This window comes from Clostridium sp. DFI.5.61 (assembly GCF_024462915.1).
In the GTDB taxonomy this organism is placed as follows: domain Bacteria; phylum Bacillota; class Clostridia; order Oscillospirales; family Oscillospiraceae; genus Lawsonibacter; species Lawsonibacter asaccharolyticus.
The window spans coordinates 1-17,781 of the sequence record NZ_JANGBZ010000009.1 but is presented as its reverse complement, the minus strand read 5'-3'; the positions used below and the strand labels follow the sequence as shown (position 1 = coordinate 17,781).

At 54.3% G+C, this 17,781-nt stretch carries 15 protein-coding genes; 5 read left to right on the top strand and 10 right to left on the bottom strand.

Features of this window, described 5'->3' with window-relative positions; translation table 11 throughout:
- Positions 1–44: 44 nt before the first annotated feature.
- The 5 genes from NE584_RS06425 to NE584_RS06405 form a co-directional block, all read right to left on the bottom strand.
- Positions 45–1,196, bottom strand: coding sequence for a hypothetical protein (locus NE584_RS06425; RefSeq protein WP_256182279.1), 1,152 nt, complete (start codon positions 1,194–1,196; stop codon positions 45–47).
- A 61-nt stretch (positions 1,197–1,257) separates the two neighbouring features.
- Complete coding sequence (locus NE584_RS06420) at positions 1,258–2,607, bottom strand: ATP-binding protein (protein WP_256182277.1); 1,350 nt, start codon at positions 2,605–2,607, stop codon at positions 1,258–1,260.
- Positions 2,608–2,857: 250 nt separating this feature from the next.
- Entirely contained in the window at positions 2,858–4,165 is a 1,308-nt protein-coding gene (locus tag NE584_RS06415; protein ID WP_256182276.1) for a plasmid recombination protein, read from the bottom strand.
- Between the two features lie 190 nt (positions 4,166–4,355).
- A complete protein-coding gene (locus NE584_RS06410; RefSeq protein WP_256182275.1) occupies positions 4,356–6,668 on the bottom strand; it encodes a DUF3987 domain-containing protein in 2,313 nt (770 codons plus the stop codon).
- Between the two features lie 145 nt (positions 6,669–6,813).
- Entirely contained in the window at positions 6,814–7,047 is a 234-nt protein-coding gene (locus tag NE584_RS06405; RefSeq protein ID WP_076917386.1) for a hypothetical protein, read from the bottom strand.
- Positions 7,048–7,206: 159 nt separating this feature from the next.
- On the opposite strand from NE584_RS06405, the gene NE584_RS06400 reads away from it, so the two are divergent.
- On the top strand, positions 7,207–7,833 hold the full coding sequence (locus NE584_RS06400; RefSeq protein WP_076917385.1) for a helix-turn-helix domain-containing protein: 627 nt from the start codon (positions 7,207–7,209) through the stop codon (positions 7,831–7,833).
- A gap of 98 nt (positions 7,834–7,931) precedes the next feature.
- The gene (locus NE584_RS06395) at positions 7,932–8,948 is read left to right on the top strand and encodes a tyrosine-type recombinase/integrase (RefSeq protein WP_368670711.1); all 1,017 of its coding nucleotides are present in this window, start codon (positions 7,932–7,934) and stop codon (positions 8,946–8,948) included.
- A 254-nt stretch (positions 8,949–9,202) separates the two neighbouring features.
- Here the strand turns inward: NE584_RS06395 and rpsI are convergent, their stop codons facing one another.
- Complete coding sequence (rpsI, locus tag NE584_RS06390) at positions 9,203–9,607, bottom strand: 30S ribosomal protein S9 (RefSeq protein ID WP_050623262.1); 405 nt, start codon at positions 9,605–9,607, stop codon at positions 9,203–9,205.
- Between the two features lie 18 nt (positions 9,608–9,625).
- The gene (gene rplM, locus NE584_RS06385; protein WP_050623261.1) at positions 9,626–10,054 is read right to left on the bottom strand and encodes a 50S ribosomal protein L13; all 429 of its coding nucleotides are present in this window, start codon (positions 10,052–10,054) and stop codon (positions 9,626–9,628) included.
- Positions 10,055–10,320: 266 nt separating this feature from the next.
- On the opposite strand from rplM, the gene NE584_RS06380 reads away from it, so the two are divergent.
- From NE584_RS06380 to NE584_RS06370, 3 genes are all read left to right on the top strand, one after another.
- Positions 10,321–11,085 carry an ATP-binding protein gene (locus NE584_RS06380; RefSeq protein WP_108980340.1) on the top strand — a complete coding sequence of 255 codons (765 nt, stop codon included), beginning with the start codon at positions 10,321–10,323 and terminating at the stop codon, positions 11,083–11,085.
- Positions 11,086–11,240: 155 nt separating this feature from the next.
- Positions 11,241–11,948, top strand: a complete 708-nt coding sequence (locus NE584_RS06375; RefSeq protein ID WP_256182272.1) for a coenzyme F420-0:L-glutamate ligase — start codon at positions 11,241–11,243, stop codon at positions 11,946–11,948.
- A gap of 202 nt (positions 11,949–12,150) precedes the next feature.
- A complete protein-coding gene (locus NE584_RS06370; protein WP_256182271.1) occupies positions 12,151–14,502 on the top strand; it encodes a stalk domain-containing protein in 2,352 nt (783 codons plus the stop codon).
- Between the two features lie 151 nt (positions 14,503–14,653).
- On the opposite strand, the gene NE584_RS06365 is transcribed toward NE584_RS06370, so the two are convergent.
- The 3 genes from NE584_RS06365 to NE584_RS06355 all read right to left on the bottom strand — a co-directional run bounded on the left by NE584_RS06365 (position 14,654) and on the right by NE584_RS06355 (position 17,610).
- Entirely contained in the window at positions 14,654–15,979 is a 1,326-nt protein-coding gene (locus tag NE584_RS06365) for a hypothetical protein (protein WP_050623257.1), read from the bottom strand.
- A gap of 2 nt (positions 15,980–15,981) precedes the next feature.
- Complete coding sequence (locus NE584_RS06360; RefSeq protein WP_050623256.1) at positions 15,982–16,890, bottom strand: PstS family phosphate ABC transporter substrate-binding protein; 909 nt, start codon at positions 16,888–16,890, stop codon at positions 15,982–15,984.
- Positions 16,891–17,037: 147 nt separating this feature from the next.
- On the bottom strand, positions 17,038–17,610 hold the full coding sequence (locus NE584_RS06355; RefSeq protein ID WP_050623255.1) for a prolyl-tRNA synthetase associated domain-containing protein: 573 nt from the start codon (positions 17,608–17,610) through the stop codon (positions 17,038–17,040).
- Between the last annotated feature and the right edge of the window lie 171 nt (positions 17,611–17,781).

Sequence of the window (17,781 nt, the reverse complement as noted above, 5' to 3'; positions counted from 1 at the left end):
CTGAGTATCTAACTGAGTTTCTATATCAAGCTTGTATGTTTTTTCTAAAAGAGAATATAGTTTGAAATGTCATCATTAGAAAAACCTATCCATTTCAAGCTCATGCATTTGATCAATTTATCGAGAAGAATCATCAAATATTTGGTGTTGGAGTCATTTTTGAAATCATAGTAATACGCATATCCATGGGCAATAGTACGCCTAATTTCCTTAATTTGATCACTAATCATCTCTGAAGGAATCTTCGTTCGTGATAGTAATTGTGGGAATTCATTAAACATACATTCCAATTCTTTTTTTAGGGGGAATTTAGGGTTTTGAGCATTCTTGTGATCCAGCTTGTCGAATAAATACTCAAACGCCATAACTTGTTCTACAAATCGCTGCGGTGTATACATGGAGTTAAAATCCCCTAAATGCCCCAGGGGAATGCTTTGTGTTATTTTATTGCCGGAATCTAACGCTATGTTATTTAAGATTTTCGGGATGTATTTCATAACATCAAATTCGTGGAAGAAACCGCCATACCCACCAACTATATCTTCTGAAATGAGAGAACAGTAGAACCACCCTGCTTTCAATCCTTGCTTATAAAGTGTAATCCGTTTGAAAGGGACTTCTGCATTGGATGTCATAAACATTGCAAGCCTATGTAGAACATTAGTTATATCATAGCACTCTTGTATCTCGTTGGTGTGTAGTGGCAGAATCAATTCGCCCTTTCTGTCGAGGTCTTCCAAAAGCCCGAGCCGGTTATCGTGACCTATCCGGAATTCTAATTCATACTTCTGATCGTTCATACCAAACGGAACCTTATATACAACCTTAGGCTCTACAGCCAAATTGATTCCCGCTCGCACCATGTCAATGTATTCATATTCGTATCTAAAAACTTCATCGAGGGACGGTGATTGAAGGCCTATGGAGTCATACTCTTCATCTTTGTCGAACATATTGATAATATAGCAACGTAAATAGCAGGTACTACCCATAGAGTTTTCTACTAAAAAAGTTGCTTTCCGTCCACGAATTCCGATATCAAAACATTGTCCATGCAGGATATAGTTTTCTTTAAAATTATATTCTTTACAAAAATCATCCAGCAGCGAGTCATCCGTAAATAATTCCATGCGGTAGTTTTCGATTACGAATGGTATCTTTCCGTCTCTGAAGAAAATGAAGCCTTTGACCATCATATCACCTTTCTATTTCTTTCATTCTATAGGTCAAATTGTTACTTTTTATATTGATGAACCATTACTGACCAAAGCTATTCTTCTTTTCTAATGCTAATCCAATCAATCTATCTGCTTGATCAGCCATGAACAAAGGGATGTTCAGTACATCATCATCCAGCTTCAGATTATCCAGAGAGAACCGCACACGGAGCTTGACTTGATCCGGGAACAGCTCCTTAAACTTCTTGAGGCTCTTGCTGGTGGTATTAGCCTCGGATTTGACCTCCACAGGGAAAATGTCATTTTCCCGTTGAATGAGGAAATCCACTTCATAAGGTGGATTATTCTGGCTCCAATAGCGGGGAACCACTTCAAACTGCGTGATCAGGGTCTGCAGCACAAAGTTTTCAGTCAAAGCGCCCTTGAACTCGGTAAACAGTCGGTTTCCCTCTCCGAAGGCGGTAGGAGCCAACTGCGCTAGGCGGCGAAGCAGGCCTACGTCCACCAGATAAATCTTGAAAGCAGAGAGGTCATCGTAGGCAGCCACCGGCAGGCCGGGAGCCGTGCTGCGGTAGATCTTATGCACCAGTCTTGCATCCACCAGCCACTGCAAAGCATCCTCGTATTCTCGGGCTCTTGCGCCTTCTTTGACAACCTTGTAGATAAACTTCTTATTCTCCCTTGCCAGCTGAGACGGTATAGACTTCCAGATCATAGAGATCTTTGGGAACTCACTGATATTGGGGTGCTTGGCAAAGTCACGCTCGTAGGCACCGATAATCCCAGACAGGGATTCCTGCATGGCGGAGACATCCCGTGCTTCCGTCCACATGAGCACAGGTTCCGGCATGCCGCCGGTGACATAGTACATCTTCAGTTTTTCATAGAGCGGATTGAAAAAGGCATCGGGAATCGGCTCGATGGTATCTACGCTCTCCAGATACTTGGCCAGATTTTCGTCGCCATTGGCAAGCAGAAATTCTGTGAAAGTCATAGGGTCAATCTGCATGAAGTTAACCTTGCCCACCGGGAAAGAGGATGGTTTTGCCAGGGCAATGCCCAGCAGAGAACCGGCGCAGGCGACATGATACTGCGGAGCGTTCTCGCAGAAATACTTCATGGAGTTGATAACCTTCGGGCAGTCCTGCACCTCGTCAAAAATGATAAGTGTCTTTTCCGGGACAATCTTCTGACCACTGGCCAACATTAGATTTTGCAAGATGCGATCCACGTCCTTGGTGGTTTCAAAGAACTGCTTATATTCTTCGTTTTCGTCAAAGTTAAAATAGGCAGTATTTTCATAATAACGTCTGCCAAATTCTTTGAGAACCCAAGTCTTGCCCACTTGACGCACGCCCTTTAAGATCAGCGGTTTGCGGTAGGGTGAATTCTTCCAATCCAGCAGCTTATTCAAAATCAATCGTTCCATAGATACACTCCTTCACGCTTTTATTGGAGTTTCAGTGTTTCTCAATCACATTTTTATTATATGCGGAAGCCTTGGAAAATACAACCCCAATCACAAAATTATGCAGATTTTATGTCAGTTCATTCACGCTTTTATATCAATATTAGAAGAAGTTCTTGTAGAGCAATAAAGGAGGGCTGGATTTCACGAAAAGTGAAATCCAGCCCGAAGTCCAAACCTGTACCAGCAATTGCATTTATTCTTTAAACACTTACCGGGTATCATCCCTCATGTGCGTCTTTCCTCTGCGTTGGGCAAAGTACGACCACAGATTATTGCGGTCAATTACCGCTTCGTAGCTACGGAGCTTGCTTCGAAGGTTATCATTTTCCTGCTCCAGTTCCGCTGTACGGAGTTTTCCACGGACAGATTTATACTCCGAGAGTTCTTTTGCAGCCGCAGCCAGCTGCGCTTTGAGATCGGCAATGGTGCTTTTCAGTTCAGCAATGGTTTTCTTTGCTTCCTTCAGGAGCTTTTTGAGTTTTCCGTCCTGCTTCTCCTGCACAACAAATTTCTGCGCAGCCGTAACAAGGGTCTGATAATCCTCCCGTTCCAGCGCCACCTTGGAGGATAGCGGCAGGGGCTTGGCTTCAATCTGTTCCACCGCCTTGATGGAAACCTGCTGCTGTTGAACACGCTCAATCGTCTGCTCCAGCTCGGCCAACGCCTGCGTGCGCTGTTCCCGTTTATATTCCAGAACGCTCAGGTGTTCCCGGTGTTCGCCTTTCTGCTCCCACTCGATACCATACTCCAACATGATTTCAGCCAATGCTTCTTTTTCTTTCTGCACCCATACGGCACGCTCTGTCATGGAGCGTCCTTCGCCTGTGATGCCCTGATCGGCAAGCGCCTGTTTCAGAGATACACGGGTGGAAAGACCTCGCTTGCTTCTGGTGGTATATGGAATGAAGTCAATGTGAAGATGGGGCGTGGCTTCGTCCATGTGCAGATGGGCAGAGAACACATGAAGATGGGGATTTCGCTCTTGGAAACTCCGCATGAATTTGTCCAAAATAGCTCTTGCCAGGTTCCCGTTCTCGCTGGCGGCAGACATATCATCCTTGTTTCCGATCTGAAAGATTACTTCATAAAATGGCTTTTCCTGATCTCCGTCACAGATTTTTTTGTAATAGTTTTCGATGCACCGGTCTTTACGTTTCTGTTTGGCGTTGTACGCTGCCAGAGCTTCATCGAACAACTCATGATACGCCTGTTCGATGGGCGTATAGCAGTATTCGATGTTCAGATGCGTTCGTTCCGGGTCTACATTTTCAGCGATATAGGTGCGGCGATTATGCTCAATCACACCCTTGCCCGACATAGCACTGATAGTCCGTTTTATATCTGTCACCTCCGATTTTACAACAGTAGTTATAATAAGAATTCCTTTCGCCACGCCAGCGGCGGGTTTTGTTACTTTTGTCAAAAGTAACGCAAAAGCACTTTTGACAGCAGAGCCATCAAAAGTTTTGCGCTCTCCGAGGGGGAGTGCGGCTCCTGCGGGAGCCTCAACCGCCATTTGTGACGCAAATGACGGTGCGGGTGGTAACTCATTCGCAGCCTGTATAGCTCATGATTTCCCGCCCGTTGGCAGGGAGAAGTCCGTAATATTCTCCCTGCCGGTCCACACTGAACTCTGCGGATTTCAGTGTGGGGACGGGGGTCACGAGGGTTAAGCAGGAAATGCAATAAATGCAGTATATTCCTGCTCACGCTGCGGCGGGATTTACGAAGATCCTCACGTCCGCTGGCCTGCCAGCTGACTTCCGCTCTGGTTCTTCCATCCGGAGGTAGCCGTGTCCTTCCAGAAGCTCCAACGTGGGAAAGATTTCCTCCGTCTTCTTGAAAAACTTGCCCCGGCACATCTGAAAAAGATCGGAACGCTTTATCATGGTGACGTTCTTCTTTTTCAGCTTTGCCATCACGAATTTGGCTTTCTGGATACTGAGATCAGTTCCCATCATGGAATAAGCGTAGGTGGAATGAGCCAGAAAGTATTTTCCAATTTGAATTGCACGGTTTACAGTCGATACGGAAATCTCGTACTGTCCATCGTCCATATCAGCGCCGTGGAGCAATCCTGCAATCCGGAGAACGGCGCCAATATACTTGCTGGCCCAGTCGGAGATGGCCTGCCCTTCACCAGCCAGAAACCTTTCGTGTTCCAGGAAGTAGTCGGCCATCAGGTCAAAGGCTTTCTCGGAGAGATACAGCGTTTGAGTGTCCTCGCTGATTGGCAATGCCATCAGGTGAAATATCAGATTGCGATAGGCGGCGCTGACTTCGGGAGGAACGGATGGAGTTCGGAATGTCCGCCCGCCAATTCTGGACGGCGGCGACGCATACAGGAATCGTGCAATCAGCCCCCGGCCTGTCATGGTGCTGTTGGACATGATCTCATCCAGCACACTGGGCTGGATGGAGAGAATAGCGGAAAGGGCCGGGTGCATGATGCACTCTGAATCACGGGTCATTCTGTCTACATAGATGGTATCGCCGCAATGACCCTTCAGGCAGATGTCGATATTAGCCTTGTTGGAATACCGCCCGGCCATAATATCAAAGATGCCGCCCTCGGTGGAGATTACGGAGAACACACCGCCGTTGGCAGCCATCAGGCTGGTCAATGCTTCGCTGGAACAGTCATCGGCAAAGAAGCGGACCGGCTTCAACTCGGGTATATCTTCAAGCTGCTCTTGCAGATGCCGAAGCTCCAGTTCTGTTTCACGATCTTCCCTATGTTCCAGCTTCTTTTGCAGGCCGGAGATTTGACGCTCCAACGCTTCCCGCTGTAAGCGGTTTTCCCGAATTTCAGAGCTGCGGGATTGATTGTATTCCTGCTCGTATTCGTAGAGATACTTGGTCATATCCCGCATGACGCTGGATTTGCGCTCGCCGGGAGCAGCAATCACCACTGTGTAAAGGCTCAGAGGTTCATAATAGCCAGGTATGCCTTCCACCTTGTATTTGCCTTGCAGGCAGACTGCCAGGACGCCAAGGCTGATCACGGCCGCCATGTCCGGTGCTGTCTGGCTGTGCTCTGCAACTGCGCTGACATATCTTCGGATCGTGTCAGGCAACGCATCCACCGGGAATGTCGGAAGCTCACTCCACTGTGGCGTCAATGGCATCAATGGTGGAAATTGCGGTGTAGTCTCTTGCTTTGGCGTGTAGACCTCTTTGCAATTTTCGATGGCTTTCTGGATGGTAATGGCTCCGTAGGTTGTCCCGGATTGCTGCCGATCCCATTTGTCACGCATCAGGCCGGATTGGCGGAACATGGCATCCATTTTTGCTGCATCTTTTCCTGTCCAGAATGCCAGATAACTGCATAATGCCAAATCTGCCTCGGACTGGGAAGCGTATCCCATTGTGGATCCATCCCAGAGGGAAGTAAAAGCTGCTCCGTTTTTGCTGGACTTTGCCATGCTGAGAAGCTGTGCTGTGTCCATATCGGGATTTCCTGCATTTATTGCATTTGCTGCATTGGTTTCCGGTCTGACCATGAATCGCTCCAAAAGGATTTGCAGTTCCTTTGTGCGATCTCCAAAATCATATTGCTCACATACTTTTCCGGTCACTGTCACATACTTGTTGGTTGCGCCTGCCACATAGACTTCAATACCGGCCTGATGATTCATGATATAAAATCGTTTGGTATCGTACTGGAAGCCGTCTGCCCGGAACAGAATGTGTAATCCGTTCCCGCTGGGGCTGTACTCGGTGTAGCTGTGCATCAGCGTAACGATCTCTGCGGCGACCCCGGTGTAGTAGCCGCTGTCCGTTACGCAGTTGTCCAGGTCAATGGCGCAAATCCCGTTGAAGATACCAAGACCGATACCATCGTAACCCTTTGCCTGTACTGCGATATCGTAGGACACGAAGCTGCTTGGATCATTGCTTTTGGCTCCAAGCCCGGTATCCGGTTGATAAGGAACTTTTGTTTTCCTTCCGTTTCTTTCTTCATACCGCCAACAGCAGAACAGACCGTCTTTCCTTAAAATGTCTGGTAACGCTGTCAAATTCAAATAACCTCCTGAAAATCGTTGTTGAAATTGGCAGCTGCCGTGTTATAATATCCATGCGAACGGATCGTTCACACGGCAGCTGCCGTAGGGACTGTCTCGAAAGAGTTCTCATCTGCCAGGATGAGGGCTCTTTTCTTTTTTAGGCTGCCTCCGGCTGGAAATATCCGATTTCTTCCCACACTTTCCGGTCAGGGCAGTAGTAGTTGTACTCGTTGGAATTGTCCAGCTTGATGGCATAGCCGAATTTCAGAATGCCTTTTTGCAGGCCGACTCGTACATACTGAGCATCCTTGTGCATTGCTGCGGCAATCTCAGTAATGGGAACATTCCGCCCAGTGAAGGGCGGCAGCTCAACATAAACCTTTTTCTCCATGTTTCTCACCTCCTTACCTCTAAAATACGAATTTTTAATTCGCATCCTTATTATATCCTCCCTATGACGCCTTGTCAAGAGCAAATACGAATAAAAAATTCATATTACGCTCTTGCAATTCGCAGGACTCCGTGTTACAATACAGGCGAGGTGATTCAAATGAACAGCAATCCAGCTGAAATCGGCGAAAGGATTAAGTCGGCACGAAAAGCGGCCGGTTTAAGCCAGACAGAGCTTGCCACTCGGCTCGACAAGACCCTGCGTACCATCCAGAAATATGAGAGCGGCGAGATTGAACCGTCCATTGCCATGATCAACGCCATAGCCAAGGAGCTGAACGTTTCTCCGGCAGATTTGATCGGTTACAGACGGCCCAGTATCGAGCTGAACAGCCTGTCTGATGTGATTGCGGTGCTTTACCAGCTCAACAAAAAAGCGGGCATCCGGTTTGAGATTGATGTGCAGCGTCCGCCCCACAGTGAGGAATGGTCTTGCTCCCTGCGGTTCAAGGGGAACGACTCTTCAGCGGAGATGAATGACTCCCTGTGCCTGATATTGGAGGATTTCCGGGACGAACGTGAGAAGCTGGAAACTTACTGGACAGATCAGGAGGGCTTCGACCGCTGGATGGAAAAAGAGTTGGCCTACTATGCGGAAGCCAAGCTACAGGACAGGGAAGTGGAAGTTCTCACCGAGATGGAGCGCATCCAGCGCCGCAACGAACTGGATCGCCAGCGGCTGGAGCAAATGAAAAAGGCTGCCGAGGAAAGCGGCAGCCAGCAGTGATGAAGGGAAAGCACCTTCAAATTTTATCTTTAGTCACTGGGAGAAAGGAAGTTTGATACTATTTGAGATTACCCAACGGATATGGAAGCGTCAAGAAAATGTCCGGAAAACGAAGAAGACCCTATGCTGTCAAAAAGACCGTAGGCTGGCATTGGGACGAAGCGAAACAGAAACAAATTCAGGAGCAAATCACCATCGGTTATGCGGCCACCAGAGCGGAGGGCCTTCAAATGCTGGCGGAGTACAACAATAACCCCTTCGATGTGAAAGCGTCCAAGGCCACCTTCCAGGAGGTCTATGAGTGCTGGTCCAAGGGGAAGTATCCCACCATCTCGGCCTCCAATGTGAAGGGCTATGAAGCCTCCTACAAGGTGTGCGGGACGCTGTACCATAAGGTGTTCCGGGAGATCAAGCTGGCGGATTTACAGCTTGTGGTAGACACCTGCGGGAAGAACTATCCCACCTTGAAGAAGCTGAAGGGCCTGTTCAGTCAGCTGTATGACTATGCCATGAAGAATGACATCTGCAACAAGGACTATTCCGAGTTTGTGGATATTGTCCGGTACAAGGACAAGAATCCTGACAAACGTGATCGGAACAAGTTTACCAAAGCCGAGATCAAGCGGCTGTGGGAGCTGGCGGAGGACCCGTTCTATCAGATCGTGCTGATGCTGATTTACAATGGCTGCCGCATCTCGGAGTTTCTGGACTTGAAAAAGGAAGATGTCCATTTGGAAGAACAATACTTCGATGTGATTGCCAGCAAGACGGAAAACGGTCTGCGGAAAGTCCCGATTGCAGACAAAGTGCTTCCGTTTTACAAGGCATGGTATGAAGGCTCCAAATGCGAATACCTGCTGCATACCCCTGACCAGAAGCACTTTGACTACAGAAACTATTATGACAGCTATTTTACGCCCCTGATGGAGCAGATCGGCTTCAACCACACACCCCACGACACCAGACACACCTGTATCTCCATGCTGACAGAAGCGCATGTGGATCAGACCATGATTAAGAAGATTGTCGGACACTCCGGCGCCATGACGCTCACCGAACGTGTTTACACCCACTTGGACATTGAGCCCCTGGTGGAGGCAATCAACCAAATTTAAGAGAGTACACCATGAAAACAGCTGATAGCAAAAAAAGCAGGAGATGTTCTCCTTGCGGATACATCTCCTGCTCATCAGGTTTCGGTTTTCGCTTGCGAAATTTGTTCCTTGCTTGCTCCTTGCTCGCTCCTTACGCAGTCAAGCACAGCACAATCCAGGAACGCTCAGAACTCCAAAAACTTCGATAAATCCGGCAAAACAGCGTCCTAAGACGGACTGAAAAGCGGTGGAATTTATCTCTTGGGTAAGTGAGATTAGCGCTTGCTGAACTGGGGCGCACGGCGGGCGGCCTTCAGACCGTATTTCTTGCGCTCCTTCATACGAGGATCACGGGTGAGGAATCCGGCGGCCTTCAGGGCGGCGCGGTTATTCTCGTCAGCCAGCAACAGGGCGCGGGCCACACCGTGGCGGATGGCACCGGCCTGGCCAGTGACGCCGCCGCCGGAGACGGTGGCCACGATGTCGAACTTGCCCTCGCTACCGGTGGTCACCAGGGGCTGGCGGACCAGCAGCTTCAGGGTCTCCAGGCCGAAATACTCATCGATGTCGCGGCCGTTGATGGTCACGGCGCCAGTGCCGTTGGGGAACAGATGAACGCGGGCCACGGAGGACTTCCGACGGCCAGTGCCATAGAAATAAGGCTTCTTGCTCTTATACATGCTCGTCTACCTCCTTGCTTACAGAGCCCACAGCTCAGGCTTCTGAGCGGCGTGCTCATGCTCACCGCCGCGATAGATCTTCAGGCGGGACATGGAATCCTTGCTGATCACATTGCGAGGCATCATGCCGCGGACAGCCAGCTTCATGGCCAGCTCGGGGCGCTCCCGCATCAGGGTGCTGTACTGCACTTCCTTCAGGCCGCCGATCCAGCCGGAGTGGGTGCGGTAATACTTCTGCTCCAGTTTCTTGCCGGTGAGGACGGCCTTCTCCGCATTGATGATGATGACGAAGTCGCCGCAGTCGGCGTGGGGGGTGTACTCAGGCTTCAGCTTGCCCCGCAGCAGGTTGGCGGCGGCGGCAGCGGTCTTGCCCAGAGGCTTGCCAGCAGCATCGAGGACGTACCACTTACGCACGATGTTCCCCTTGTTGGCCATAAAAGTGGACATAGGTGAGACCTCCATTTTCTTTCCTTATCTGAAAAATCATTTTGCAGACAAAATCAGTCGCTCCCCTGTACAAGCGGAGCGTTTTGTATTATAGTATTTGGGAATCCCAATGTCAACGGGTTTTTCCATCTTTTTTAATTTCTATTTCATAATCTCCTGTTTTCTCTCGTTTCCTGTTATTATCTCTTTTTATCTCATTTTCAATTTGAATTTTATTTTTTGAAAAAAGTTGTGAAAATGAGGAAAAAACCTAAAAAGGAGGCCCTATGAACCGAATCCTTTCTCTGGTCCGCCGCTGTGTGGAGGACTACGACATGATACAGCCTGACGACCGGGTGGCGGTGGGGGTCTCCGGCGGCAAGGACTCCCTCACCCTTCTGGTGGCGCTGGCCAAGCTGCGGGAATTCTACCCCATCCCCTTCACAGTGGAGGCCTTCACCCTGGACATGGGGGCGGCAGAGGGCCGGCCCGGGATGGACTTTTCTCCTATTGCCCAGTTGTGCCGGGAGATGGAGGTCCCCTACACCATCCTCGGCAGTGAGATCCAGCACATCATTTTTGATGTGCGGAAGGAGAAAAACCCCTGCTCCATGTGTGCCAAGATGCGGAGGGGGGCCCTCCACAGTGCCCTGCTGGAGCGGGGCATCCACAAGATCGCACTGGGCCACCACTACGATGACGCAGTGGAGACCTTTTTCATGTCCCTCATCTTTGAGGGCCGCCTGTCCTGCTTCCAGCCCGTCACCTGGCTGGACCGGACTCAGATCACCCAGATCCGCCCCCTGCTTTACTGCGGGGAGAATCTGGTGCGTCACACCGCCCGGCGCCTCTCTCTCCCGGTGGTGGAGAACCCCTGCCCTGCCAACGGCAACACCAAGCGCCAGGAGATCAAGGAGCTGATCTACGAGCTCCAGGGCCGCTACCCCGGACTCAAGTCCCGGGTCTTCGGCTCCATGCAGCGCCTCCCCCTGCCCGAGTGGGGCCCGGTGGAGCACCGCCGCCGCCCTCTGCCGGAAGAGATCGGCGAATAAGCGGGAAAACTTGCGCCAAAGCGTGGAAAACAGGAGCCCCTGGTGATATAATAGAAAAATCAAATCAACGCACAGGACTGGATGCCCTGGAAAACTGGGCATCCTTACCTTGATACAACGCAGCGGCAGGACTGCCGCCTGAGAGGAGCATCTCCATGAGCGAAGAACAGAGCACCTATTCCGCAAACCCCGGCAAGCAGCTGGTCCGCACGGTGGACGGGGTGGACTACCAGCGTATCCCGGTAAAGACCCACCTGATCACCAACACTGACGACATGGCCGACGTGGTGGTCCGCTACGCCAAGGACCGGATGCAGGAGGGGGACATTCTTTTCATCTCCGAGAAGGCGGTGGCCTGCACCCAGAACCGGGCCATCCCCATGGAGGACATCAAGCCCCGGAAGCTGGCCGTCACCCTCAGCCGCTATGTGACCAAGACCCCCGCCGGCATCGGTCTGGGCATCCCGGAGACTATGGAGATGGCCCTGCGGGAGTGCGGCACCCTGCGCATCCTGTTCGCCGCCTTCTGCAGCGTCATTGGCAAGCTGTTACGCCGGAAGGGCTGGTTCTACATCGTGGCCGGGCCCAAGGCCCGGGGCATCGACGGTCCCACCGAGGGCACTATCCCTCCCTATGACCACTACGTGGTCCTCACCCCCGCCGACCCCATGGGTACCTCCCGCAGGCTGGCCCAGGCTCTGGGCCACCCGGTGGCGATCGTGGACATCAACGACCTGGGGGCCAACATCCTGGGCTGCTCCCAGAAGGAGCCCTCCATGGCCCTGCTGGCCAGGATCCTGGGGGACAACCCCTTGGGTCAGTCCAGTGAGTGCACCCCCATGGGCATCATCCGCAAAGTATGACATACGAGCCCGCGCCCCGGAGGGAATCCTCCGGGGCGCCGCTTTTTACTCCCTCTTTGTCTTAAATCCATTTATATCTTTCATGAATTTATGCAAAAATTAGAGTTAAAGTTTATTTTATCCGTGATATAATTTATTTATATCTCTCCACTTTTTATTTAAACAGCACAAATCCAGGGATCTATCTGAAAGGAGCATCTTCATGAGGAAATCGATCAAACATCTCTTTGGCCTTACCCTCGGTGTGTCTCTTGCCCTGGGGCTCATCTCCTCCGCCTCGGCAGAGGGCAGTGTTTCTGTGCAGGTAGACGGCAAGACGGTACAGTCCGCCGCATACATTGATCAAAACGACCGCACCATGGTCTCGCCGGATATCGCGGACGCTCTGGGACTGACTCAGAAGCAGGAAGGCTCCAGAGTACAGTTCACCCGGAACGGCGTCAGCACCTATTTCACCGGCAGCGATGCCACTTTTTCCGGCTCTGAGATGGACACTGTCCCTGCTCTGCGGGATGGGACCTTGTACGTCCCCCTCGCTTATCTGGCCCAGGCCTACAACATGCCGGTCTCCTGGGATGCAGGTTCCAAGGCAGTCTCTGTGTCTACCACCTCCACAGGCCCCATCTCGCTGGATGGCGTACCGGCCCCCGCCTTTGATTACTCCGATGCCAACCAGCTGCCCATGACGGGCTATTTCAGCAAGACTTTGACCTATCCCGATCTCCAGGGGAACTCGGCCCAGCGAGAGGCCTACATCTATATCTCCGAGCATGCCTCCTGTCGGCCCTATTTTTACGTGATCGCCCTGCCCGACAAGGTCGATCCCACCCAATTTCTGATGGAAAATGGCTGGTTCGATTTGGCGGAAGAAAACGGCGAATGTCTGTTTGTGCTGGCCCCCGGCAGCAGCGGCTGGGGGTCCGTGGAGGAAGAGTTGCCTTTCTTGACTGCCGCTCTCTCCTGGCTGAACACGCCTGTGGCCGATGAGGCCGATCCCAACGCGCCTGACAAAAACAAAAATTACTGGTCCGCCTTTGGCGAGTGGTATTTTGTAGGCTATGGTGAAGGGTGTGCCCCTCTGGAGGCTTGGTCAGCCAAAAATCCCATCTTCGTCATCGCTCAGGTGTATCTGAACGGCGTCAGCGCCGGCGAGGCATATCTGTCCGAAGTAGGCAGCCAGGTCTATGCGGTAGGCACCAACGGCTATGACATCACAGAGGATGTGAAGAGCCGCCTGGCGGCCCGCGGCGATCAGATGATCACCAATCAGGACATCCCTGTTCCCACTTGGTTCGTCAACTATGATGCCGCGGACCACAGCCTTCAGTATTGGAAGACTGCCAACGACTGCTCCCCTTCCGGCACCCAGAACGCCGACTACGGCACCGTATATGTCCAGGCCGGGGACTCTGACGCCTGGCAGACCCAGTATGCGGGCCCCATCTCCAAGGTGGCTGTGGACAGCCGACAGTCCCTCTCCGGCCGGGAGATTCATGATTTCCTGACCTGCTACACCCGCTATGACAACACTTCCGCCTACGGAAATGCCCTGATGCTGCGGGGGGATTATACCGACGTAATCGTCAACGCCCACAAGTCCCCTGACCGCTATGCTGAACAGAAGGTCACTATGCCCGATGGCGCGACCGCCACAATGATCTGCACCATCGTGGACATTGAGGGCGAGCCCCGCGAGATCCTGTTCTACATCCCTGACAACGCATCCGAACTCCAGCCTGACGGCGCCCCTGTCATCACCGCCTGGGCTGGCGGCAGCCAGACCAATATCATCTTTTTTGACTCCACCTGCTGGTGGGAAACTGCAAACCAAAACGGCATCGCGCTGATTTTTACCAATGAAGCCTACAACACCTCTGTCGCTGTCACCCCCGCCGATGTGGATGCCTGCTACCACGCCATGCTGGATCTCCTGGAGGGTTGGAATGACTCCGGCAAATTCCAGTTTGATCTCAGCCGGATCTACAGCACCGGCCAGTCCATGGGCTCTATGGAATCTCAGCAGTTTGCCCAGGAGACCCCGGATTACTACGCCGCTGTAGCCTCCACCTCTTTCTATCAGGACTATCCCGACGCCCACTCTGACAAGCCCATCCCCACTTACCTGATCAATGGCGAGGGCAATGGCAAAGATGACACCGGCACCCCCTATGACGACCGCTGGAACCGCACAGACGACTGGGCACAGTATTTCCTGCGAGTCAACGGCTTTGTGTACACCCCGGCGGTTTACGCCGCTGACGGAACAGTCACCACCTTCGGCGTGCCTGTCTCCGAGCCTGTTTTCACCGTCACAGGCCCCTATGACCGTTTCGAGACCTATACCTGGATCAATGGACAGGACATTCCCCTGGTCCAGTACACCAACAGCTTGTACCGCCCCCACAACTGCCTGACCTCCGAGATCCCCATGCTGTGGGACTTCTTGGAGCACTACCGCTGTGAGCGGGACGAAGACGGCGCTGTGACCGCCCGCTACTACAGTGCCTCCGCCTTCGAACGGGACGATCAGGTCCTGATCCAGTTTGGCGCCTGATCCTCTGGCACTGCGTCCCGCTCCGCTGATCCGCCAAAGCGTCTGATGATCATCCGCAAAGTATGACACGCGCGCCCCGGAGGCTTTCCTCCGGGGCGCGTGATCTTATGCAGCCAGAATGGATCCCTCCTGTCCGTCCCCCTGTCAGGGCTCACCAGTCCTCCAAGGGCTCCTGCTGGTCGTCCCCCAGGCCCAGAGTGCGGCGGTAGAGGAGCTCTCCCGTCCTTGTGTCATAGCAGCTCACCACCTGCCGGCCGGAGACCTTCTCCTCCAGCTGCAGGATCTCACCTGTAAGGTAAGGGTAAGTATAGGAGGGCACATCCTCCATCCACAGCGCTCCGTCCTCATCCAGCAGGTCACAGCTCCCGTCAGTCCGCTCTCCCATCAGCAGGACGGGCCCCTCCTCCCCCATCTCGTCCCGCACGAGGGAGATGGATGTATAGGTCCCGGCCTCCACCACCGGCATGCCGTCCAGGCGGTAGACCGCCCCGGACGGAGAGCTCTGCCGGGAGCTGCTGTCATTGAAAAAGAGCAGGCCCCGCTTCAGGGTGCAGTAGAGCTCGGTGCCGCCGTAGGGGATCTCACAGATCTGTCCGCCGATCTCCAGGCGGGTGCAGCTGCCGTCGAAGGTATCCTCCCCGTCAAAGTAGGTGTAGCCCTCCCCCCGGCCCACGAGCCAGGTGTCCTGGATGGCACGCCACTCCCCCGGCTCCTCCTCCCGCACCCGGCCCAGAGACAGGTCCAGCAGCCGATTCCGGCTCCGGCTCTCGTCGGTCCAGCCCATCCACACCAAGTCATCCCGCCAGGTCGGCTCGAACATCAGCCGCTCCCAGTTCATCACCTCGGCCGCCATCTCCGGAACGGCCACCAGCTCCTCCCAGGGCCACTCCCCCTGGACGGTCCCGTCCGTGCCCAGCCAGCAGCACCCCTCCGGCCCGTAGAGGATCAGGCCCTCCGCCCCGGCGGCATAGGTCCACCACCGGGCGGGGGTGCGCCAGCTGCCGTCCCGGGCGGCCACCGCCAAAAGGGTGCCGTCCCCATAGGGCCAGCCTCCCTCTCCCACCGACTTTTTCAGCACCAGCAGGGGGAGAAAGACATCCGTCCCCTCTCTGTCGTAATAGGTAGGGACCTCCACCCGGGTGTACACCGACTCCGTCACCAGCTCCCCCGCCCGGGTCATCAGGCCGTAGGTCAAACTGTCATAGCGAAAGGGACCCCCCTCCCACTCTGCCGCATTGATGACTGTCCCCGCATAGGGGTAGAGGGGGCCGTAGTCCTCCCCGGGGATCAGATCCTCCCCGATCCCGCCCGGCCACGGAGTCTCCACGTCGGGGAGGGACCCCGCCCGGGTCTCCAGAGCCTCCCAGTGGGTCCGCACCCGGACCTCCGGCTCCTCCGGGGGTTCCGCCGCCGGGGCGGGGGCGCACCCCGCCAGCAGCACCAGGGCCAGGACCCAGGCCGCGCCGCGCCCTCTCATATTCACCCCTCCTGTTCCAGAATGGACACATAGCCCTCCTGGGCCACCAGGGACTGGCCCTCCTCTCCCAGCAGCCAGTCGTAGAGGATGCGGGCGGGGCTGTCCTCCGCCTCGTCCTTGTCCATGACAGCGTAGTAAGGATTGAGGAAAGGATATTCCCCGCTGCGGATGGTGTCCGGGCTGGGGGCAGTCCCGTCGATGGAGAGCAGCTTCAGTCCCTGGGCCATCTCCATATCGTGGGCATAGTAGTAGACGGTGTAGCCGATGGCGGCGGGGCTGTTGTCATACTGCCGCACCCCCTCCAGCAGAGAGGACATGGAGCCCGCCGTGTAGTCCACCGGAGGCTCCATCATCTCCAGGCCGTCCATCACCAGCTTCTTCATCAGGGCCTGGCTCCCTGCCTCCGGGTTGCGCTGGAAGGGGATGATGTCCCGGTCCTCGCCCCCCACCTGGCTCCAGTTGGTGATCTCCCCGGTATAGATCTTTTGGAGCTGCTCCGTGGTCAGGCCGTTCACCGGGTTGTCCGCGTTGACTACAAAGACCAGTGCGTCGGTGGCGAAGGGGGTCAGGAGCCACCGGTCCCCCGCCTCCAGCCGCTCCATCACCGCCTGCTCTGGCTCGCCGGCCAGCAGCAGGTCGGCCTCCCCCGCCATAAGTGCCTCATAGGAGGCGGTGGTGCGGGAGAACTGGACCAGATCGGCCACCTCTTCCCGGCTCTCTCCCAGCAGGACGGAGCACACCGCCTCCGCCAGGGGGACGGCGGAGGTGGACCCGTTGAGCCGGGGCATATTCTCCCGGGTAAAGACGAACTCCTCTGTCGGCGGATCGCTCTCCTCCGGCGGAGCGGCGGCGCATCCCGCCAGGATCACCAGGGCCGCCAGCAGGGCGGGCCATACGCGGGTCTTCTTCATCCTGATTCTCCTCTCTTCCAGCATGGCTCGGGGCAAAAGGAAAGCCCCTTTTTCCTTCTGCCTCCATCATACCAGAGCCAGGGGAAAAAGGGGTTGCGAAAGGTTTGCAAACCGGTGGCAAAGAGAGACAAAACGGCTACGATTTCGTTACAGACCTCCGCCCTGCTCCGACAGGCGCGGGTCCGGCAGGTCCAGATAGGTGGGGGTATGGCCGGTGGCCTCCACGAAGCGGATCATCTCCTCCCGCTCCAGGCACAGGGTGGAGGTGGAGATCCCCGGGTGTCCGCTGAGATACCGGTCCTTCAGCAGGTCCCGGTCGATGACCAGCCGTACCTGTGCCTGCGTATCGAACATCAGCTCCAGGGCGCTCACCGAGCCGGGGATGGTGCGCAGCAGGCGCTCCATATGCTCCGGGCCGGCAAAAGAGAGTCGGGAGCAGCCCAGCAGCGGGGAGAGGTCCTTGGTCTTGAAGGGCTTGTCCCCCGGCATCATCAGCAGGTAAAAGTCAGTCTGCTGCCGGTTGCACAGAAACAGGTTCTTGCAGATGCGGGCCCCCAGGGTCCGCTCGATGAGCAGGCAGTCCTCCATGGTGTCGGCATGGTCGTGATCCACCCGGGTGAAGGAGATGCCCAGCTCTTCCAGTTTGTCATAGACAGCCAGCTCCTGGGGGATACGGTCATCGGAGGGGCGTCCCTGGTAGACGGTGGGGTCGATGTACATAGCGGTCCTTCCTTTTCTTCAATGGTCTTGCTGCATCATACCACAGCCGGAACAAAAAGTACAGTCCGGCGGCACAGAAGGGACTGGATGGCCGTCGCCGCTTCCCAGTGCACGGCGCGGGGGGGGGGGGGGGGGGGGGGGGGGGGGGGGGGGGGGGGGGGGGGGGGGGGG